Origin of the sequence: Pseudomonas sp. ADAK21 (genome assembly GCF_012935735.1) — a bacterium.
GTDB classification, from domain to species: domain Bacteria; phylum Pseudomonadota; class Gammaproteobacteria; order Pseudomonadales; family Pseudomonadaceae; genus Aquipseudomonas; species Aquipseudomonas proteolytica.
Genome location: NZ_CP052857.1, coordinates 30012 through 51115 on the forward strand (window position 1 = coordinate 30012; position 21104 = coordinate 51115).

9 protein-coding genes are annotated in these 21104 nt (G+C 64.0%); 4 read left to right on the plus strand and 5 right to left on the minus strand.

The genetic code is table 11. The features are described from left to right. The first annotated feature begins 150 nt into the window (after positions 1–150). From dsbD to dsbG, 3 genes are read left to right on the plus strand one after another with little or no spacing between them, the layout of a single operon-like run. Positions 151–1881: a protein-disulfide reductase DsbD gene (gene dsbD / locus HKK57_RS00165; RefSeq protein WP_029298149.1), complete on the plus strand. Its 1731-nt coding sequence runs from the start codon at positions 151–153 to the stop codon at positions 1879–1881. Next, positions 1881–2750, plus strand: coding sequence for a TlpA disulfide reductase family protein (locus HKK57_RS00170; protein ID WP_029298147.1), 870 nt, complete (start codon positions 1881–1883; stop codon positions 2748–2750). The genes dsbD and HKK57_RS00170 overlap by 1 nt, the downstream gene beginning before the upstream one ends. Continuing rightward, on the plus strand, positions 2726–3487 hold the full coding sequence (gene dsbG / locus HKK57_RS00175; RefSeq protein WP_159907027.1) for a thiol:disulfide interchange protein DsbG: 762 nt from the start codon (positions 2726–2728) through the stop codon (positions 3485–3487). The genes HKK57_RS00170 and dsbG overlap by 25 nt, the downstream gene beginning before the upstream one ends. Before the next feature lie 167 nt (positions 3488–3654). Here the strand turns inward: dsbG and HKK57_RS00180 are convergent, their stop codons facing one another. Both HKK57_RS00180 and HKK57_RS00185 read right to left on the minus strand, forming a co-directional pair. Next, the gene (locus tag HKK57_RS00180) at positions 3655–16599 is read right to left on the minus strand and encodes a non-ribosomal peptide synthetase (RefSeq protein ID WP_169389595.1); all 12945 of its coding nucleotides are present in this window, start codon (positions 16597–16599) and stop codon (positions 3655–3657) included. 70 nt (positions 16600–16669) lie between these two features. Beyond that, positions 16670–17428 carry a thioesterase II family protein gene (locus HKK57_RS00185; protein WP_104912009.1) on the minus strand — a complete coding sequence of 253 codons (759 nt, stop codon included), beginning with the start codon at positions 17426–17428 and terminating at the stop codon, positions 16670–16672. Between the two features lie 311 nt (positions 17429–17739). Between HKK57_RS00185 and HKK57_RS00190 the strand changes: the two genes are divergently transcribed. Beyond that, positions 17740–18291 carry an RNA polymerase factor sigma-70 gene (locus tag HKK57_RS00190; protein ID WP_029298131.1) on the plus strand — a complete coding sequence of 184 codons (552 nt, stop codon included), beginning with the start codon at positions 17740–17742 and terminating at the stop codon, positions 18289–18291. Positions 18292–18379: 88 nt separating this feature from the next. Here the strand turns inward: HKK57_RS00190 and HKK57_RS00195 are convergent, their stop codons facing one another. The 3 genes from HKK57_RS00195 to HKK57_RS00205 form a co-directional block, all read right to left on the minus strand. Beyond that, the gene (locus HKK57_RS00195) at positions 18380–19393 is read right to left on the minus strand and encodes a GNAT family N-acetyltransferase (RefSeq protein ID WP_029298129.1); all 1014 of its coding nucleotides are present in this window, start codon (positions 19391–19393) and stop codon (positions 18380–18382) included. An 81-nt stretch (positions 19394–19474) separates the two neighbouring features. Further along, positions 19475–20272 carry a substrate-binding periplasmic protein gene (locus tag HKK57_RS00200; RefSeq protein ID WP_169389596.1) on the minus strand — a complete coding sequence of 266 codons (798 nt, stop codon included), beginning with the start codon at positions 20270–20272 and terminating at the stop codon, positions 19475–19477. 98 nt (positions 20273–20370) lie between these two features. Then, positions 20371–20994 (minus strand): TetR/AcrR family transcriptional regulator, encoded by a 624-nt coding sequence (locus HKK57_RS00205; protein WP_070995948.1) that lies wholly within the window; start codon positions 20992–20994, stop codon positions 20371–20373. Between the last annotated feature and the right edge of the window lie 110 nt (positions 20995–21104).

Genomic DNA, 21104 nt, shown 5'->3' on the forward strand with positions numbered 1-21104 from the left:
CTGATTTAAAGGATGGCGGATTAAGCGCGCATTATGCCGCTAAAAGATGCACGCTCAGATAATCCCTACACTCTAGAATAGCCCGGTTAATCATCGGTTAATCAGCGCCACACATTGTGTGCCCCACTTGCATCGAACTAAGGCTTGACCATGCGGCATCTGTTTATCTTCCTGCTGGTGTTGTTCACTGGATTGGCCCAGGCCGCGCCTGGCAACAATCCATTCGAGACCCAACCTGAATTCCTCCCGGTGGGCAAGGCCTTCACCTTTACTTCCGAGCGCCTGGCTTCCGGTGAAACCCAGCTGTATTGGCAGATTGCCGACGGTTATTACCTTTACCAGCAACGCATGAAGTTCGACGGCCTGGCCCAACAGCCGGTGCTGCCGCAAGGCGAAGCCCACAGCGATGAGTTCTTTGGCGAACAGCAAGTGTATCGCCAGGGCCTGGAAGTGAAACTCCCGGCCGACGCCACCGGCCAGGTCAAGCTGGGCTGGCAGGGCTGTGCCGATGCCGGCCTGTGCTACCCGCCACAATCGATCACCGTGGACCTGGGCGGCAACCCCGCCGTGGCGGCCACCGCCGAGGCCCAGGATCAGAGCCTGGCCAGTGGCCTGCAACAACGCAGCCTGGGTTGGAGCCTGCTGGTGTTCTTCGGCTTGGGCCTGTTGCTGGCATTTGCCCCTTGCTCGCTGCCGATGCTGCCAATCCTCGCCGGCCTGGTGGTGGGCAGCGGCGCCAGCCCACGCCGTGGTTTTGCCTTGGCCAGCAGTTATGTGGTGTGCATGGCCTTGGTCTATGCCGCACTCGGCGTAATGGCCGCGCTGGCCGGCAGCAACCTCGCCGCCCTGCTGCAAACCCCCTGGATTCTGGGCAGCTTCGCCGCATTGTTCGTGATCCTGGCCCTGCCGATGTTCGGTTTCTTCGAACTGCAATTGCCGGCCTTCCTGCGTGACCGCCTGGACAACGTCACCCGCAAGCAAAGCGGCGGCAGCCTGGTCGGGGCCGGCGTACTCGGCGCCTTGTCCGGCCTGCTGGTGGGCCCGTGCATGACCGCGCCCCTGGCCGGCGCCCTGCTGTACATCGCACAAAGCGGCAACGCCCTGCACGGTGGCCTCATCCTGTTTGCCATGGGCATCGGTATCGGCGTGCCATTGCTGCTGCTGGTGACCGTGGGCAACCGCTTCCTGCCCAAGCCGGGTACGTGGATGAATGTGCTCAAGGGCATCTTCGGCTTCCTGTTCCTTGCCACCGCCGTCTTGATGATTCGCCCGGTGATCGACGAAAGCCTGTGGCTGGGTCTGTGGGGCGTGCTGGCGCTGGTCATGGCCTACTGCGGCTGGAGCCTGGCCCGCGAATATGGGTTGGCGGCCAAGGTACTGGGCGCAGGCTCCCTGGTCCTGGGGCTGTGGGGCGCGATCCTGGTCGTAGGTGCCGCTGGAGGCAGCGATGACCTGTGGCAGCCGCTGAAGGTCTTCGGCGGTTCGCCGGCCGCCAGCGCGCCGACGGCCCATGACGCTTTCACCACGATCAACGACCCGGCGGCCCTGCAAGCCCAGCTAGACAGCGCCAAGGCCCAGGGCCAATGGGTGCTGCTGGACTATTACGCCGACTGGTGCGTGTCGTGCAAGATCATGGAAAAACAGGTGTTCGGCAAACCCGAAGTGATGGCTGCACTCAAGGACGTGCGCCTGCTGCGCCTGGACGTGACTGCCGACAACGCCGCCAGCCGCGAACTGCTGGGCCGCTATAAAGTCCCCGGGCCACCCAGTTTTGTGTGGATCGGCCCCGAGGGTGAAGAGCGCCGCGCCCAGCGCATCACCGGCGAAGTGGATGCCGCAGCCTTCCTGCAACGCTGGACCCAGACCCGGGACGCACGCTGATGCTGACCTTGACCATCGGCACCTTCGCCATCGCCCTCAACCACCTGCTGCTGATCAGTGCGCTGATCCTCGCCACGCTGGTGGGCTGGCGCGTGGCCAAGCGTGGCGGCGAGAACCCCGAATCGGTGCTGTTCAGCCTGTTCCTGCTGGGCATGCTCAGTGCGCGGGTCAGCTTTGTCCTGATGTATTGGGCCTATTACCGCGACGATCCCCTGCAAATCGTCGACCTGCGCGACGGCGGCTTTCTCGCCTGGCCCGGCGTCATCGCCCTGTTGCTCGGCGCCCTGCTCTGGGGCTGGCGGCGCCCGGCCCTGCGCAAGCCGTTGAGCGCCGGGGTCATCACCGGCCTGGCGTTCTGGGCGCTGGCCAGTTTCTCCCTGAACATCTACGAAAAAGGCACCCGCCTGCCCGACATCGCCCTGCGCAATGCCGATGGCGAAACCGTGCAACTGGCCGACTATCAGGGCGGCCCGCTGGTCATCAACCTGTGGGCCACCTGGTGCCCGCCCTGCCGGCGAGAAATGCCAGTCCTGGAAAACGCTCAGAAGCAACGGCCTGACGTGACCTTCCTGTTCGTCAACCAGGCCGAAAGCATGCAGAGCGTCAGCACCTACCTGGCCACCCAGGGCCTGAACCTGGACAACGTACTGTTCGATGCCAGTGGTCGTCTCGGCCAGGCGGTGGGTTCCATGGCCCTGCCCACTACCCTGTTCTATCAACCCGACGGGCGTCTTATCAACAGCCACCTGGGTGAGTTGTCCCAGGCCAGCCTGGCCCGTGCCATGGAATCTTTCGCCCCCACGGACTCGACCGCCGCCCAGCCGGCCCCAACAAGGAAACCCCTATGCCCCGCCTCCGCCACCTGCTGACCCTGTTGCCCCTGACCCTCGCCGCCAGCCTCGTACACGCTGAAGAATGGCCCGCACCGATCAAACAGATCGAAGCCAAAGGCGCCAAGATCATCGGCAGCTTCGACGCACCAGGCGGCCTCAAGGGGTATGCCGCGCAGTACCAGAACCGCGGCATGGCGCTGTACCTGACCGCCGATGGCCAACACGTGCTCGCCGGCAACCTGTACGACGCCAAGGGCAACGACCTGAGCACCGCGCCCCTGGAAAAACTGGTCTACGCGCCAATGGCCAAGGAAATCTGGGCCAAGATGGAACAGAGCAGCTGGATCCAGGACGGCGATAAAAACGCACCGCGCACCGTCTACCTGTTCAGCGATCCCAACTGCCCGTACTGCAACATGTTCTGGGAACAGGCACGGCCCTGGGTCAAGGCCGGCAAGGTGCAGTTGCGGCACATCATGGTCGGAATCATCCGCGAGGACAGCCCCGGCAAGTCCGCGGCGCTACTGGCCAGCAAAGACACAGCCCAGGCCCTGCAAGAGCATGAGTCTGCGGGTAAAGCCAGCAAGCTCAAGGCGTTGGCCAAGATCCCGGCCGAGATCCAGGCCAAGCTCGATGCCAACATGAAGTTGATGGATGAATTGGAGTTGTCGGCCACCCCGGCGATTTTCTATCTGGATGACAAGGGGCAGCTGCAGCAACAGCAAGGGGCGCCGTCGCCGGATAAGTTGGGGAAAATCTTAGGCCCCAAATAGCTACGACGGCTTATAAAAAATGCTCCCTCGTAGCGAGGGAGCATTATTTTTCACACTTACAACGTTTTTCCTTACGCCACTAGTCCTTACAGAACCCACGAAAAACCCTATCCAACCGACCAGCGACGTCGCCCCCCCGAAGCGCTCCTGGGAAACGACCACCAGCCTTAAAGCCCCTCCAGCTCCGCCATCAAATCACTCAACCGATCCACCGTCCCGGCGCTGATCTGCTTGGCCGCCAAGCCTTCGATATAGGTCGCCAGTTCCGCCACCGTGCTGCATTCGAACATCGCCCGCAGCGGTACATCCTGCTGCAGGGTTTTCTGCACGCGCGAGGCGATTTGCGTGGCCAGCAACGAGTGCCCACCCAATTCGAAGAAGTTGTCCAGCACGCCCACCTGCTCGACCTTCAGCACCTCGGCCCAGATCGTGGCCAGGGTTTGCTCCAGCTCGCTGCGCGGGGCCAAGTAGTCCTGGCTGTGCAGTTGGCCGATTTCCAGGGCCGGCAAGGCCTTGCGGTCGAGTTTACCGTTGGCGTTCAACGGCAGGCGCTCCAGCCATAGCCAATGCAACGGCACCATGTACTCCGGCAGTTCGGCACGCAGGCGTTGCTTGATGCGGTCCAGGCGCTCACCGGGGTTGAGGCTGGCCTCGCTCGCCACCAGGTAGCCGACCAGGTGCTTGCCATTCACGCCTTCCTGCACACCCACCGCGGCGTCGCGCACTTCGGGCTGTTCATGCAGGCGTGCTTCGATTTCACCCAGTTCAATGCGATAACCGCGAATCTTCACCTGATGATCGATACGCCCGACGTACTCCAGCACGCCGTCACTGCGCCGACGCGCCAGGTCGCCAGTGCGGTACAACCGCTCCCCCGGTGCACCAAACGGATCCGGCACAAACACCTGGGCGGTGCGCAGCGGATCGCTGACATACCCGCGCCCTACGCCGGTGCCGGCCACGCACAACTCACCGACCGCACCTTGCGGCACCAGCTCCAGCGCGCCATCGAGCAAGTACAAACGGTTGTTATCCGTCGGTGTACCAATCGGCAGGTAGGTGCCACGGGTCGAGGCCAGGTCCACGCGAAAGAACGCCACGTCATCCGAGCACTCCGCCGGGCCGTAGGCGTTGACCAGGCCGATATCCGGGTAGCGCAACAGCCATTGGTGCGCCAACGCAGGCAACATCGCTTCGCCGGTCGGCAACATCCAGCGCAGGCCATCCAGGTTGATGTGGTCCTGGGCGAGCATGCCCTGGATCAGCGATGGCACGCTTTCCAGAACCGTGATGCCCTGGGCCTGGACATGGGTCAGCAAACCCTGCGGGTCATGGGCAATGGTGTTGGGCACGATGTCCACCCGCGCGCCGAACAGCGGCGCAGCGAGGAACTGCCACACAGAAATATCAAAACTCTGCGAGGCCGTCTGGGCGATCACATCCTGCTCGCTCAGTTGCAGGTACGGCACCTTGCTCAGTTGGTTGTTGAGCATGCCGCGCTGTTCGACCATCACGCCCTTGGGCAGCCCGGTGGAGCCGGAGGTGTAGATCACATAGGCGAGGTTGTCCCCGCTGCTATAGATGCCCGGGTTGGTATCCGCGCCCTCCACGTCTTCCCACACCAGCAACTTGGGCCGCGCGCCACAGGCAAAATCTTCGAGCAGTACCTGCGCCTGTTCATGGCAGGCCTGGGTGCACACCAACAATGGCGTGCGACTCAAGTCAATGATCCGGCTCAAACGCTGGGTCGGCAGGCCAGGATCCAGCGGCAGGTAACCCGCTCCGGCCTTGAAGCTGCCGATGATCATGCCCAGCAGATCCAGGCCACGCTCGGCCAGCAGTGCCACCGGCTGATCCAGGCCGACACCCGCCGCGACCAGCGCATGGCCCAGGCGGTTGCTGTGCTGGTTGAGCTCGGCATAGGTCCATCGCAGGTCCTGGCAACTGGCGGCAATGCGCTGCGGATGCTGCGCCACTTGCTCTTCGAACAGTTCGACGTAGCTGCGCTCCAGCGGGTAGTCATGAGCGCTTTGGTTGCAACCGTCCACCAGGAATTCACGCTCCTGCTCGCCGATCAGCGGCAGGGCGGCCATGTCGCCATGGAAGCCCTGCACCAGCGCCAGCAGCAGGCGCTTGAACTCAGCGAGCATGCCTTGCACGGTGGTTTCATCGAAATAACGTTGGTCGTAGGACAGGTGCAGACCCAGGTCATCACCTGGGTAGCACACGGCCGTCAGCGGGAAGTTGGTGTGGGTGCGGCCCGAGTCCGAGGTGGCATTCAGGCTTTGCGCGCGGTCCAGTACCGAGACTTCCACCGGGGCGTTTTCAAATACAAACAGGCTGTCGAACAGCGGCTGGCCCTTGGGCAGTTCGCTGTGCTCCTGGATCGTCACCAGCGGCAGGTACTCGTATTCGCGCAGCTGCATATTGCTGTCGAGCAAGGTACTCAACCACTGGCGCACGCTGCACGGCTGATCGTCCTCAGGCACCTTGACCCGCAGGGCGATGCTGTTGATAAACAGGCCGACCGTGCGCTGCATCTGCGGCATGTCCACCGGGCGCCCGGCCACGGTGACGCCGAACAACACGTCACGCTCGCCGCTCAAGCGCCGCAGCACCAAGGCCCACGCCGCCTGGGCGAAGGTGTTCACGGTCAACTGATGAGCCTGGGCCAGCTCGCGCAATTGCGCACCGTCGCGTACATCCAGGCGGGTGTAGCAATCACCCACCACCATGCCGCCGCTATGGCCGGCGTGTTCGCGCATGAATGGCCGGTCGCTCGGAATGGGCGTGGTGCGCTCAAAGCCTTGCAGGTTCTGTTGCCACCACTGCCGCGCCTCGGCCAGGTTCTGGCGTTGCAGCCAGGCGATATAGTCGCGATAGCGTGGCGGCGCTGCCAACTGCGCCTCGCGGCCTTCACCCAGGGCCATGTAGATATCGAAGAAGTCATTCATCAACAACGAGCGGCACCAGGCATCGATCAGGATGTGGTGGTTGCTCATCATGAACCAGTAGCGGGCTTCGCCGACGCGGATCAGGCGCAGGTGGAACGGTGCCTGGTTGAGCAGATCGAAACCGGCCTCGCGCTCGCTTTTGAGCAGGGCTTGCAGGCGTGGCTCCTGTTGTTCGGCCGGGGTACCGGTCCAGTCCAGGTATTCGATGGGCGTGCTGCCGGGCTTGTGGATCACCTGCAACATGTCTTCGCCGACATTCCAGCAGAACGACGCACGCAAGGCCTCGTGCCGGGCGATCACGGCTTTCCAGGCCAGGGCAAAGCGCTCGGGGTTGAGCTCGCTGTTGATGCGGTAGCGGTCCTGCATGTAGTACAGCCCGGTGCCCGGCTCCAGCAGGGTATGCAACAGCAAACCCTCCTGCATCGGTGTCAGCGGGTACACGTCCTCGATGGCGCTGGCCGGCACCGGCAACGCATCCAGCTGCGCCTGGGTCAGGTGCGCCAGGGGGAAATCGGACGGCGTCAGGCCACCGGCGTCGTCGCGCAGGCAATGGGCGATCAGGCTTTGCAACTCGCCCAGGTAGGCATCGGCCAGTTCGCTGATGGTCTGCTGGTCGTGGCGCTCACGGCTGAAGGTCCAGCGCAGCACCAATTCGCCGCCATACACCTGGCTGTCCACACTCAAGGCGTTGGGCAGCGGCGCATCCGGATCATGGGCCGGGCCGGCAGACGCTTCCAGTGGATGGAACAGCGCCTGGCTATCAAAACTCTGGTCGAACTGCCCCAGGTAATTAAAGGTAATCGAAGCGCTCGGCAACGCGGCCATGGCCTGGCGACAGGTGCTGTCGGCCAGGTACCGCAGCACGCCATAGCCCAGTCCCTTGTGGGGCACCGCACGCAGTTGCTCCTTGATCGCCTTGATCGATGCGCCCTGGCCGCTGGCCTCCTCGATATCCAGCGGGGTCAGGCGCAGCGGGTACGCGCTGGTGAACCAACCGACACTGCGAGTCAGGTCGATCTCATCGAACAGGGTTTCGCGGCCGTGGCCTTCCAATTGGATCAGCGTCGACTCGTGCCCGCTCCAGCGGCACAGCACGCGGGCCAGTGCGGTCAGCAGCAGGTCGTTGACCTGGGTGCGATAGGCGCTCGGCGCCTGCTGCAGCAATTGGCGGGTGCGCTCGGCATCCAGGCGCACGCTGACGGTCTGCGCGTCGCGATTGCGCAGGCTACCGTGCGCGCGGTCCACCGGCAGTTCAACCGCCGGGCCGGCCAACTGTTGCTGCCACAGGCGCAGTTCTTCACGCAGGGATTCACTGCTGGCATAGGCCTGCAAACGCGCGGCCCAGTCACGCAATGCGCTGGTCTTGGCCGGCAGGCTAACTGCCTGGCCGTCGCTCAACTGGCGATAGACGTTTTGCAGGTCTTCGAGCAATACACGCCAGGACACGCCGTCCACCACCAGGTGATGGATCGCGATCAGCAAGCGTTGCTGCCCCATCGGCCCGTCCACCAGCAAGGCGCGCAGCAGCGGGCCGTGCTCCAGGTCGAGGCTGCGCTGGGCATCGGCGAACAGCGCCTCGCACTGCTGCATATCCGTCACCTGGGCCAGCCACAACACCCCGCCCTCAGGCACCGCCAGATGCTCGGCATGCCATTGCGCATCGCGCTGGGTGAAGCTCAGGCGCAGGGCGTCGTGATGTTCCAGCACCGCCAGCAGCGCCTGCTCCAGGCGGCGCGGGTCGAGGGCCTGCACCGGCGCCAGTAGCAGCGCCTGGTTCCAGTGGTGACGCGCCGGGATCGGGCTGTCGAAGAACCAATGCTGGATCGGCGTCATGCCCGAAGGGCCAGTCAATACACCCTGCTCGGCCGTGATCTGCTCACTGCGCGTGGCCACCGTCGCCAGGGCCTGCACAGTCTGGTGCTGGAACAGGTCGCGCGGGCTGAAGTGAATCCCCGCCTGCCGCGCCCGGCTGACCACCTGGATCGACAGGATCGAATCACCGCCCAGTTCGAAGAAGTTGTCGTGCAGCCCGACCTGCTGCACGTTAAGCACCGCACACCAGATCGCGGCGAGGCTCAGCTCCAGCTCATTGCTCGGCGCCACGTACGCTCGCCGATTGGCCTCGGCGTCCGGTTGCGGCAAGGCGCGGCGGTCGAGCTTGCCGTTGGCGGTCAGCGGCATGCTGTCCAGCACCATCAGGTGCGTGGGCACCATGTAGTCCGGCAGTTGCGCCTTGAGGTGCACTTTGAGCGCCTCGCGCAAGGCGGCGTGATCGCTGGCATCGCTGACCAGATACGCCGCCAGTTGCTTGCCACTCGGCGCGTCGAGGGCCAGGACCACCGCCTCACGCACCGCCTCATGCTCAAGCAGGCGGGTTTCGATCTCGCCCAATTCGATGCGAAAACCACGGATTTTCACCTGATGGTCGATCCGCCCCAAGTACTCCACCAGGCCATCGGCGCGTTGGCGCACCAGATCGCCGGTGCGATAGAGCCGCCCGCCATCGGCATACGGGTCAGCCACAAAACGCTCGGCGGTCATGCCTGGACGCTGGTGATAACCCTGGGCCAGGCCGGCACCGCCGACGAATAGCTCGCCAGTGGCACCTTGGGGCACCAGTGCCAAGTCGGCGTCCAGGATATAGGCAACCCGCGCGCCGATGATGCTACCGATCGGCACGCTGCCAGCGCCCTCCTCCAGCACCTCGGGGGCCAGGCTGGCCAGGGGCATGACCACCGTTTCGGTCGGCCCGTAGGCATTGAAAAACAGCGCCGGCTGGAACGCCGCACGAATACGCGCCAAATGCTCGCCGGTCAGGGCTTCGCCGCCAGTGATGCACATGCGCACCGGCAAGGTTTGGTTTTGGGTGGCAAGCCATTGCGCCAGCTGGCTGCCATAGCTTGGGGTAAAGCCGAGGATAGTGATGCGATGCTCACGGATCAGCCCGCAGATTTCTTCGGCATCCCATTGGCCCTGGGCGCGCAATACCACCTGCGCGCCGCACAGCAGCGGCACCAGCAGGCGCTCGGTGGCGGCGTCGAAGTTGATCGAATAAAAATGCAGTTCGCAATCCTCTGCGCGCATGCCAAAACGTTCGATCACCGCCTGGCAATGCATGGCGATTTCACCGTGGGACACCACCACACCCTTGGGCTTGCCGGTGGAGCCGGAGGTGTAGATCAGGTACGCCTGATGTTGCGCCAGGCTGATCGCCGGCAGGTCGCTGGCCGGATAATTGGCGAGCACCGGCAGGTCATCTTCCAGGCACCAGCAACTGACGCTGGCGGGCAACGTGCCCAGGGCATCGAACATCGCCGCATCGCTGAGCAACAGGCCGATGCCGCTGTCTTCGATCATGTAGTGCAGGCGGTCCAGCGGGTATTCCGGGTCCAGCGGCACATAGGCGCCGCCGGCCTTGAGGATCGCCAGCAGGCCGATGACCATTTCCAGGGAGCGCGGCAGCGCCAGGCCGACCCGCACCTGCGGGCCAACCCCACGTTCGCGCAGCATCCAGGCCAGGCGATTGGCGCGGCTGTCCAGCTCGCGGTAGCTCAGGGTCTGGCCGGCAAAGGTCAGCGCCGGAGCATCGCCACGGGCCTGGACCTGCTGGCTGAACAGATGATGGATGCACTGGTCGAGACGGTGCTCGCCGGCCTCGATCCCGAGGCTGTCTTGCAGGGCACGCTGCTCATCGATCTGCAGCAGCGCCAGCTCGCTCAAACGCTGCTGCGGATCGGCGATCAGCGCCTCCAGCAGGTTGCACCAATGGGCCGCCATGCGTGCAATGCGCGGCTCGTCGAACAGGTCGGTGCTGTAGGTCAGGCAGCAACCCAGGCGATGGTCGAGGTCGGTGACTTCCAGGTTGAGGTCGAACTTGGTGGCACGCGCGTCGTTGGCCAGGTATTCGACGGTCATTGCGGCCAGTTGCCGGCTTTGCTGGAATTCCCAGCGCTGCACATTGCACATCACCTGGAACAGCGGGTTATACGCGGCACTGCGCGGCGGTTGCAGGGCTTCCACCAGATGGTCGAATGGCAGGTCCTGATGGGACTGGCCCTCGATCACGGTGTGGCGCACGTGCTCAAACAGCTCGCCGACGCGCATCTGCCCGTCGAGCTGGCAGCGCACGACCTGAGTGTTGAGGAAGGCACCAATCAGCCCTTCGCTTTCCGGGCGGATCCGGTTGGCCACTGGCGCGCCGATGCGCAGGTCGGTCTGACCGCTGTAGCGGTAGAGCAGCGTCGCCAGGGTTGCGGTCATGGTCATGAACAGGGTCAGGCCATGCTCGGCATTGAAGGCGCGAACCCTGGCGGCCAGGTCGGCGCTGAGGTCAAAACGGTACAACTCGCCCTGATGACTTTGCACCGCCGGGCGTGGCCGATCGCTGGGCAGTTCCAGCAAGGGATGTTCGTTGCCAAGTTGCGTGGTCCAGTAGTCGAGCTGGCGCTGACGCTCACCGGCCTCCAGCCATTGGCGCTGCCACACGCTGTAGTCCAGGTACTGCACCGGCAGGGGTTCGAGCGGCGATTCGCGCTCATCGATAAAGGCTTCGTACAGCGCGCTGAGTTCACGGGCAAAGATGTCCATGGCCCAGCCTTCGGTGACGATATGGTGCAGGGTCAGCACCAGGTAGTGCTCCTGATCGCCAGCCTTGACCAGGCAGGCGCGCAGCAATGGCCCGGTCTCCAGGTTGAACGGGCTGTGGGCTTCCTGGTCGGCCAGTTGCTGCAAGCGCAGTTGGCGCTCGGCCTCGGTCAGGCCCGAGAAGTCCTGCCAGCTCATGCGCACGCTGCTTTGCGCGGCGACTTTCTGCCGGGCCACGCCATCGATGCTCGGGAAGGTGGTGCGCAGGGTTTCGTGGCGCATGATCAAGGCTTGCAACGCCGCCTCGAAACGCCCCACATCCAGCACCCCGCGCAAGCGCGCCATGCCGCCGACGTTATAGGCCGGGCTGTCCGGCTCCATTTGCCAAAGGAACCACATGCGCTGTTGAGAATAGGACAGCGGCACCGGCTGGCTGCGATCGACCTTGCCAATCGCGGTCTGTTGGTTGCGCTGGCCGCTGGCCTGGATCAAGCGGACCTGCTCGGCAAAATCCCCCAACTCGCTGGCTTCAAACAAGGTGCGCAGCGGTAGCTCCACATCACAGGCCTGGCGTGTACGGGAGATGATTTGCGTGGCCAGCAGCGAGTGGCCGCCAAGGGCGAAGAAATCGTCGCGCAGGCCGATACGCGGCAGGCCCAACACCGTGCGCCAGATCCCGGCGATTTGTTGTTCCAGCGCGGTTTGCGGCTCTACGTGCTCACGCACCTGCCACACCGGCTCCGGCAAGGCACGACGATCCACCTTGCCGCTGGGGCTCAGCGGCATGGCGTCGAGGCGTATCAGTTGCGCCGGCACCATGTACTCCGGCAACTCGGCGGCCAGGGCGGCTTTCACGTCCTGCTCAGCCAACTCGCCGCTGGCGGTGTAGTAACCGATCAACTGCGCACCGCCGGCGGTGTCGCGGATCAGCACCACCGCCTGGGCGATGCCGTCTTGGGCCAGCAGCCGCGCCTCGATTTCTTCCGGTTCGACGCGAAACCCGCGCAGCTTGACCTGCTGGTCCAGGCGCCCGAGGTACTCCAGCACGCCATCGGCAGCCCAGCGCACGCGGTCGCCGGTGCGGTACAGGCGCGCGCCCGCCGCGCCCAGTGGGTCGGCCACAAAACGTTCAGCCGTCAGCCCCGCACGCCCCAGATAACCGCGGGCCAAGCCAATCCCGCCGATGCACAGCTCGCCCGGCACACCCGCCGGCAGCAGGTTGAATTGCGCGTCCAGTACCCGGCAAATCACATTGCCCAGTGGCCGGCCGATCGGCGAGCGTTCACCATCTGCACCCTGGCAATGCCAATGGGTGACGTTGATGGCGGTTTCGGTCGGCCCATAGCGGTTGTGCAACTGCACCGCTGGCCATTGCGCCAGGACCCGATTGCGCAATTCGGCGGGCAAGGCTTCACCACCGGAGAACACCCGGCGCAGGCTGGTGCACTCGGCCGCCAGGGGTTCATCGACAAACAGCTGCAACAGGGGCGGTACAAAATGCAGGGTGGTCACCCCATGTTCCTGCACCAACTGCGCAATGCGATGGGGGTCGCGATGCTCGCCGGGGCCGGCCAGTACCAGGCGGCAACCGGTGATCAGCGGCCAGAAGCATTCCCACACCGACACGTCAAAACTGATCGGTGCTTTTTGCATCAGTACATCGCTTTCATCCAACTGGTAAGTGGCCTGCATCCATTGCAAGCGCTCCGCCAGGGCGCCATGGGTATTGCCCACGCCCTTGGGCTGGCCGGTGGAGCCGGAGGTGTAGATCACATAGGCGAGGTTGTCGGGATCAAGGTGCAGGCCCGGCGCCTGGGTCGGCCAGCTGTCGAGCTTGAGGCTGTCCATGGCGATCACCGACACGCCCTCGGCTACCGGCAACTGTTGCAGCAGATGGGTCTGGGTCAGCAGCAATTGCACGCCGCTGTCGGCCAGCATGTAGGCCAGCCGGTCGGCCGGGTAGTCTGGGTCCAGCGGCACATAGGCGCCACCGGCCTTGAGGATCGCCAGCAAGCCGATCAGCAGTTGTGGCGAGCGCTCGGCGGCAATCGCCACGCACACGTCCGGGCCGACGCCTTTGTCACGCAGGTAATGGGCCAGGCGGTTGGCCTGGGTGTGCAGTTGGCCAAAGGTCAGGCTGGCGTCCTGCCAGACCAGGGCGGTGCGCTCGTCGCTATGTTGGTTGAGCTGCTCCGGCACCAGGTGCTGCGCCGGTGCGCACGGCGCCTCGCTCCAGGTGCGTTGCTGGGCGTGTTCGTTGGCGTTCAGCAGCGGGATGTCGCCCAGCGCTTGTTGCGGTTGCGCGCAGACAGCCTGCAACAGGCTGACCAAATGCGCGGCCAGACGCTGGATAGTGCTGGCGTCGAACAGTTCGTCGGCGTAGTCGAATGACAGGCTCAGGCGCCCACTGCGGTCTTCTTCGCTATGCAGTTGCAGGTCGAACTTGGCTTCGCGGCTGTGCCATGGCAACTCTTGCGCGAGCAGGCCCGGCAGGCGGCGCAAGGCGCTGAGGTCGCGCTGCTGGTGGTTGAACATGACCTGGAACAGCCCCTGTTCCCGGGCCTGTGGGAAAGCTTCCAGCAGTTGTTCGAACGGCAAGTCCTGATGGGCCTGGGCCTCGGTGGCCGCCAGGCGGGTCGCCGCCAGCAGCTCGCTGAACGGCAGGCGCGCATCCACCTCGGCGCGCAGCACCAGGGTGTTGATGAAGAAGCCGATCAGGCCCTGGGTTTCGTGACGCCCGCGGTTGGCGTTGGGCACGCCGATGCGGATATCGCGCTGGCCGCTGTAGCGGTGCAGCAGGCTCTGGAATGCCGCCAGCAACAGCACGAATGGCGTGGCCTGGTGGGCCTGGGCAGTCTGGCGGATGGCTGCGCCGAGGTCCGCATCCAGGCGCACGCTGTAGCGCGAAGCGCTGTGCCGTTGCTGGGCCGAGCGCGGATGATCGGTGGCCAGGTTCAGGGTGGGATGTTCATCACCCAGTTGCCGCTGCCAGTAGGCCAATTGGCGCTGGCCTTCGCCTTCGGCCAGCCATTGGCGCTGCCAACTGCCGTAGTCGGTGTACTGCACGGCCAGGGCTGGCAACGCGAGGGTCTGGCCTTGGGACGCGGCGGCGTAGAGGCGCGAGAACTCATCGATCAATACATTCAGCGACCAGCCGTCAGCAATGATGTGGTGCATCGTCACCAGCAACTGGTGATCCTCATCGTCCAGACGCACTAGCGTGACCCACAGCAGCGGGCCCTGCTCCAGGTCGAACTGGGTGCGCGCCTCGTCCTCGCGGATCTGTGCGGCGCGGGCTTCACGCTCGGCCACGGGCAAGTCGCGCAGGTCGATGACTTGCACGGCAAACTCGCGCTGAGCATCGACACGCTGGTAGCCCTGGCCGTCGCGCTCATAGAAACGCGTGCGCAGCGCTTCGTGGCGCTGGATCAGTTGCGCGAAGCTTGCCTGCAGCGCGTCTTCATCCAGCTCGCCGCGCAGGCGCAACGCGCCGGGGATGGTGTAGGCGCTGCTGTGAGGGTCCAGTTGCCAGGTGATCCAGAGGCGGTTCTGCGCCAGGGATTGCGGCATATCCTGCTGGCGTGACAAGGCGTTGATTGCGCCCTGGGCCACGCCGCCATCCTGCTGCAGTTGCCCGACACTGGCGGCAAAATCAGCCAGCACCGGCGCTTCGAACAACAGGCGCAAGTTAAGCTCCAGGCCCAGGCTCTCGCGCAGGCGGGCGACCACCTGGGTGGCGCTGATGGAGTTGCCGCCGAGCAAGAAGAAGTGATCATCGGCAGCCACCTGTGGCACTTGCAACTGCTCACACCAGATCGCGGCGATCTGCTGTTGCAGCGCCGACGCCAAGGCGCCCTCACCGGCCTGCACGGCCTGATCGGGGAACTGCGCGTAGCTGTCGAGGCTGCCATCGGCCAGGCGATTGCGGCAGGCCGAACGCTGGACCTTGCCACTGGAGGTTTTCGGCAGCGCACCGGGATTGAGCAGCACCACCACGCACGGCGCCTCTTGATAGGCCTCGGCCACCGCCTGGCGGATGGCTTTGATCAGGGCTTCGGGCGGCAGGATCTTCTGCACGCTGCGGCTGATTTCTGCAGCAATGCCAATCCCTTCCAGGCCTTGGTCATTCACCGCAAACGCCGCGACACGGCCCTTGCGCACCACTTCCACTTCGCGCTCGACGGTTTGCTCGATGTCTTGCGGGTACAGGTTGTGGCCGCGCACGATCAACAGGTCTTTCAGGCGCCCGGTGATAAATACCTCGCCGTCACGCATAAAGCCCAAGTCTCCAGTGCGCAGCCAGGTGCGACCGGCATGCTGCACGAAGGTCTTGGCGGTGGCTTCGGGGTTGCGCCAGTAGCCGTGGGCAATGCTCGGGCCGGTGGCCCAGATTTCGCCGACGCAGCTGTCGGCCAGTTCCGCCAGGGTATGGGGCTCGACGATCAGCACCCCATGCTCGGGCTGGCTGGTGCCGCAGCTCATGATCGCGCTGCCCTGCCCCGGCTCCGCGCGATTGGCGGCCAGCGCCTGTTCGTCCAGGCGCAAGGCCGGGATGCCCTGGCCACGGGTGCCGCCAGCGACAAACAAGGTCGCTTCGGCCAGGCCGTAGGAGGCAAAGAAGTTGTTCGGGGTGAAGCCGCAGCGGGCGAATTTCTCGGCGAAACGTTCCAGGGTGTCCAGGCGGATTGGCTCGGAGCCGGAATAAGCCACACGCCAATGGCTCAGGTCGAGGCGCTCCAGGGCCGACTCGCTGACCCGCTCGCTGCACAGGCGGTAGGCGAAGTCCGGGCCGCCGCTGATGGTGCCGCGGTATTGGCTGATCGCTTCCAGCCAGCGCAAGGGCCGGCCGAGGAAGTACGCCGGCGACATCAACACGCACGGCACACCACTGAAGATCGGTTGCAACAGGCCGCCAATCAAACCCATGTCGTGGTACAGCGGCAACCAGCTGACGATCACGTCATCGGGGTTGAGGTCGATGCCAAAGCCACGGCGGATCAGCAGTTCGTTGGCCACCAGGTTGCCGTGGGTGACTTGCACGCCTTTGGGCAAGGCCGTGGAGCCGGAGGTGTATTGCAGGAAGGCGATGTCGTCGTCCTGCAGGTCTGGTGCGACCCAGCCGGCAGCGCTTTCGCTGTGCAGCTCATCCACGCAGAGCAAGGGCGGCGCTTCCTGGATTTGCCCCAGGGAGTCGCGCAAACCACTGCTGGTCAGCAACAGCCTTGGCTCGGCATCGGCAATGATCGACAGCAACCGCTCCTGGTGATGGCGACGGGTCGACTCTGGCGGATACGCCGGCACCGCAATGACCCCGGCATACAGGCAGCCAAAAAACGCCGCGACGTAATCCGGGCCGCTGGGGAACAGCAGCACCGCACGCTCGCCCAGCCCGGCCGAGGCCTGCAAGGCGGCGGCGATGGTGCGGGCGCGCAGGTCCAGGTCACGGTAGCTGAGTACCACGGTGTCGTCGGCGGACTCGGCCAGGAAGCGCAGGGCCACCTGGTCCGGGGTCTGCGTGGCACGGCGTTGGAGGGACTGGACCAGGGTGCGGGGAAGTTCGAAGGCGTCCATCATGAGGGGTTCCTGCCTGAAATCGGCTTACGGGGAAATCGGGGATAGAGGGCGTGGGCGCGCGGCGGCGGGTTCAGCCGGTCGCCAAGGCCGCCCGCCGGGCAGCGCCATGGCGCCAGCGGGTCAAATGTTCGTCGGCATAGCGCCGCACGCAGCGCAACAGCGAGCTTTGCTGCTGCACCAGGTAGAAGTGATGCCCCTCGAACATGTCCAGGGAGAAACCGCTGGCGGTGTCTTCCTGCCAGTCGAGCAACTCGTCGGCGCGCACGTCGTCCTGCTTGCCGCCGAACACATGGATCGGCATCGACAGCGGCTCGCGCTCGCCGTAGTGGAAGCTGCCGCACAAGAGGAAGTCGGCGCGCAGGATCGGCAGCGCCAACTGCATCAATTCACGGTTGGCCAGAGCGTCTTCGGGAGTGCCCTTGAGCGTGCGCAGGCGGTCGATCAACTGGGTGTCGTCTTTTTCCACGGCGTACTCGCTGACGTCGCGCCGCGCCGGGCCGGCGGTGGCCGAGGCAAACAGCGCCAGGGGCGCAGGCAGCCCGCGTTCACGCAGGGCATGGGCCAGCTCGAACGCCAGCAAGCCACCGAGGCTGTGGCCAAACAAGGCGTAGGGGCCGTCGAGTTCGGCACTGATCTCGCCAGCCAATTGCGCGGCGAGCACCTTGATATCGCGCTGCAAGGGTTCGTCCATGCGCATGCCTCGCCCCGGTAGCTCCAGTGGGCGCACCTGCAGCCACTCGGGTAACGCCCGGCGCCAGCGGCTGTAGAACATGGCGCTGGCGCCCGAATAGGGCAGGCAAAACAGGCGCAAGCGGGTCGACGTGCTCATCTCAGACCACCCCTGCCTGGAACGCTGGGTTCTCGCGATACAAACGCATGTCGTCCTCCTCCGGGTGCAAATCCATGGCCGGCGTGTTGGCTGGCCTGTCACCAATGAGAACGGATGGCACGGCAAAATAATTAGTCGCCAGGCCAGGGCCCGCGCACAAAGAGATGCACCTCACAGTTTGCATTTCGGTATAAGATTAGTTCCACTTCTCATTTGACAATCATTATCATTAAGAATAATTTGTTGCCCGATGTGTAGGAGGCCTCAGCAGGGATGCCCTCCACTAACCTTATTGCAGCAAGGTGATTTCCATGACGGAACAAGTATCCACAAGCAGGTGCGATTCACCGTTACTCCAGGCGTTTGTCGATAATCGACTGATCCTGGTCAAGATCGCGGCGCGCATTACCGGCTGCCGTTCCCGCGCCGAAGACGTGGTGCAGGACGCCTACTTCAGACTGCAATCGGCACCGCAGATCACCTCATCGTTCAAGGCGCAACTGAGCTACCTGTTCCAGATCGTGCGCAACCTGGCTATCGACCACTACCGTAAACAGGCCCTGGAACTGAAGTACTCCGGGACGGAAGAGGAAGGCTTGAATGTGGTTATTCATGGCGCTTCACCGGAAACCTCGCACATCAATTTTTCCACCCTGGAAAACATCGCCGACGCCCTGACCGAACTGCCCCAGCGCACGCGCTACGCCTTCGAGATGTACCGCCTGCATGGCGTGCCGCAAAAGGACATTGCCAAGGAACTGGGCGTGTCGCCGACCCTGGTCAACTTTATGATCCGCGACGCGCTGGTGCACTGCCGCAAGGTTTCGGGGACCCATAGCGATACCTTTGCCCGACGTGTCTGAGCACCACGCAATTGCAATCACGGGTGAGCTTGTGTGGGAGCGAGCAAGCCCGTTCCCACAACATTTGATATTCGTTGCCCTGTAGCCCTCAGACCAACCCACACCGCTCAAAAAACCGCTCCCGCCCCAGGATCATCAGCGCCGCACGCTTGTGGGGGAAATCGAATTCCTTTTCGCAGTGGAAACACTGGTTGTGCATATGGCCGATCATCCTCGCGTTGTCAGCCCGCGGCTCCGCCACCACCCGCTGGGTGCGCGGGTCGTCGAGGAACAAGTAGTGCACCAACGCCGACAGCCAACTGGCGACCTTGTGCGGCCCACGGTGATGCTCCTCCCCCACCAGCATATGGATACCGCGATCGTAGTCGTCCACCTCATAGAACGGCGCGATGCGATCCTCCTTGGCCCAATACGCCTCGAAATAGGCAAAGGGCTCATCGTCGATACAGCCGATCAACGTCAAGGTATGCGGGTCGGCTGCAAGCTTCTGCAGATAGTCACGATGCTGCTCCAGGCTGCCGCTTTCCTGCCAGAAGTTGGCGACCCGCGCGCTGTTCTGCCAGCGATTGAAGCGCGCCAGGTCCACATCGATCTCCAGCGTGCGCAGTGAGATCCAGGCGCCCAGGCGCGCATCGAAACGTCGATAGACTTCGCCGCACGGCTTGGGCGCACGCAGGGGATGGCGCTTGCCAGTGCTGATGACCATTTGCTGCGGGTAAACACCGCTCGACGCCTGGCCCAGCCACGGCTGCGGCAATTGCCAGAACAGGGTGCGTTCGCAACGAAATTGCCCCGCCACCTCCGTGGCCAGCAGCAGACCGCTGCGCAGGGCCTCGTCCGGGGCGTGCTCAAGATGCCAGGCCAACTGCTGGCGCTCGGGCTCGCGGGCAAACAGCCAATAAGCTGCTGCCCACAAAGCCTGCACTGACGGCACCTCGCCTGGGTTTTGCAAGTGCAGGTGCAATGCTTCGCCACGCTCCAGGCGCAGGCGCACCAAGGGCTGGCCGGCGACGGTCAGGGTCAGGCGCCCGTCACTTTCGTCTGCGTTAAGGGCGGGCCCTGCCGGGAGTGGCAGGACTGACAAGTCTTGGGGATTGGGCATAGAGGGCGCTCACGATAATCGTCGACAGTTAGTCGAAGTGACGTGAACCAGCCACAAAAATTTAAGCCGGCAGCTCCCGGATCACCGCGCGTCGGGCACCGGCAGCACCTCAATGCGGTACGGCTCGAAGATCTTCAACAGCTCGCCGCTGTCGCGCAGGCCCTTGAGCAATGCGGCAAACGCCGGGCCACTGATCGCAGCCTTGGGCCGCAGCAACGCGTAGTGGTGGTAGACCTGATCGATGCGCTCCGACACCAGGAACTGCCCGGCCGTGTCCGCATTGCGCACCATGAAGTCACTGAGGTAGGAGCGCGTCACCAGGGCGATATCCGCCCGGCCACGCGTCACCATCAGCAAGTTACTGTCATGGGAATAGGTCAACGTGGCGTTGAACTGCGCAGCCATGTACTTGGGGTCGGGGTTGAAGTTGGCAAAGGCGTAGTGATAACCGCTGAACACCGCCAGGCGCTTGCCCTTGAGGTCGGCGAAATATGCCTGGTCGCGACCGGGCTGGCGCTGGGCGACGAAAATCTCGGCGTCCTCCAGGCCCATGTCGACGCTGGTATGGGGAATATCCTGCCAGCCCCATTGCGGGTTCTCGAAAATGGCCATGTCGATCCGGCCCTGCTCGAAATCGCGAAAACGTCGGGGGATGGAGGTTGGTACCAGCACGAACTGGTACTCGGTCTGCCTACGGTTCAGCGCCTCCAGCAGTTGCGGTAGCAAACCGGTGTCGGCGCCCTGCTCCGGGCGCACGGTGTACGGTGGAAAATGCGCGGCACCGATCCGGACCAATTGGGCCGCCGAAACCTGCGCCTGCCACAAGGTGCCCATTGCCAATACTGTAAGTCCTGCAGCCAGCTGCAATGGCGAAAACATCAGGCGTGCACCGTTCAAAATCTGGATCTCGCTAAGCTAGGCGTTTTTGTCTGGGGAGACAACTTTCTACCCGACAATAAATGGCCTGTGCGCCACGCCTAATCGGCCTTGAGTACCAGCAGCAACGCTTCATCGGCCAATTGCTCGAGGGTCATGCTGCCCTGGGCGCGGAACCACGTCGTGGTCCAGGACAACGCCCCGGTCAGGAAACGCCGGGTGATAAACACATCGCCCTTGATATAACCGGCCTGCTTGGCCTCGCCCAGCACCTGCAGCCAGATCTCCTCATACACATCCCGCAGCGCCAGCACCTGGGCCTGGCCTTCTGCCGACAGCGAGCGCCATTCATACACCAGCACCGCCATGGCTTCGCCGCTGCCGCCCATGATCGACTGCAACTCGCAGCGAATCAGGGCCAACACCCGCTCGCGCACGTTGCTCGCCTCGGCCAGAGAGGCACGCATCATCGCGGTGTTGTAGTGGATGGTTTCTTCCATCACCGCCCGCAGGATTTCGTCCTTGCTCTTGAAGTGGTGAAAGATGCTGCCGGACTGAATCCCCACGGCACTGGCCAGGTCACGCACGGTGGTGCGTTCAAAGCCCTTGTTGCGAAACAAGTGAGCCGCGGTCTGCAGCAGCTTGCCCCGAGCGCTGTCGGGGTCGGTCAGTTGCCCGCCGTCCACCATGGTGCGCATCACCTCCAGGGCTTTTTGCTCATCCATGCTGCTCTCCTCAACTACTTTGATTGCGTCATGGCCGGCAATTTAGGCCGTGGCAGCCACCCAAGCAAGCGCTTGGGCAAAAGTTATGACCAGAGTTTACAAACCAAGCG

What these genes read in the sequence shown, in the direction of transcription:
- dsbD (WP_029298149.1), top strand. Translation starts at nt 151, where the DNA reads ATGCGGCATCTGTTTATCTTCCTGCTGGTGTTGTTCACTGGATTGGCC.
- HKK57_RS00170 (WP_029298147.1), top strand. Translation starts at nt 1,881, where the DNA reads ATGCTGACCTTGACCATCGGCACCTTCGCCATCGCCCTCAACCACCTG.
- dsbG (WP_159907027.1), top strand. Translation starts at nt 2,726, where the DNA reads ATGCCCCGCCTCCGCCACCTGCTGACCCTGTTGCCCCTGACCCTCGCC.
- HKK57_RS00180 (WP_169389595.1), bottom strand. Translation starts at nt 16,599, where the DNA reads ATGATGGACGCCTTCGAACTTCCCCGCACCCTGGTCCAGTCCCTCCAA.
- HKK57_RS00185 (WP_104912009.1), bottom strand. Translation starts at nt 17,428, where the DNA reads ATGAGCACGTCGACCCGCTTGCGCCTGTTTTGCCTGCCCTATTCGGGC.
- HKK57_RS00190 (WP_029298131.1), top strand. Translation starts at nt 17,740, where the DNA reads ATGACGGAACAAGTATCCACAAGCAGGTGCGATTCACCGTTACTCCAG.
- HKK57_RS00195 (WP_029298129.1), bottom strand. Translation starts at nt 19,393, where the DNA reads ATGCCCAATCCCCAAGACTTGTCAGTCCTGCCACTCCCGGCAGGGCCC.
- HKK57_RS00200 (WP_169389596.1), bottom strand. Translation starts at nt 20,272, where the DNA reads ATGTTTTCGCCATTGCAGCTGGCTGCAGGACTTACAGTATTGGCAATG.
- HKK57_RS00205 (WP_070995948.1), bottom strand. Translation starts at nt 20,994, where the DNA reads ATGGATGAGCAAAAAGCCCTGGAGGTGATGCGCACCATGGTGGACGGC.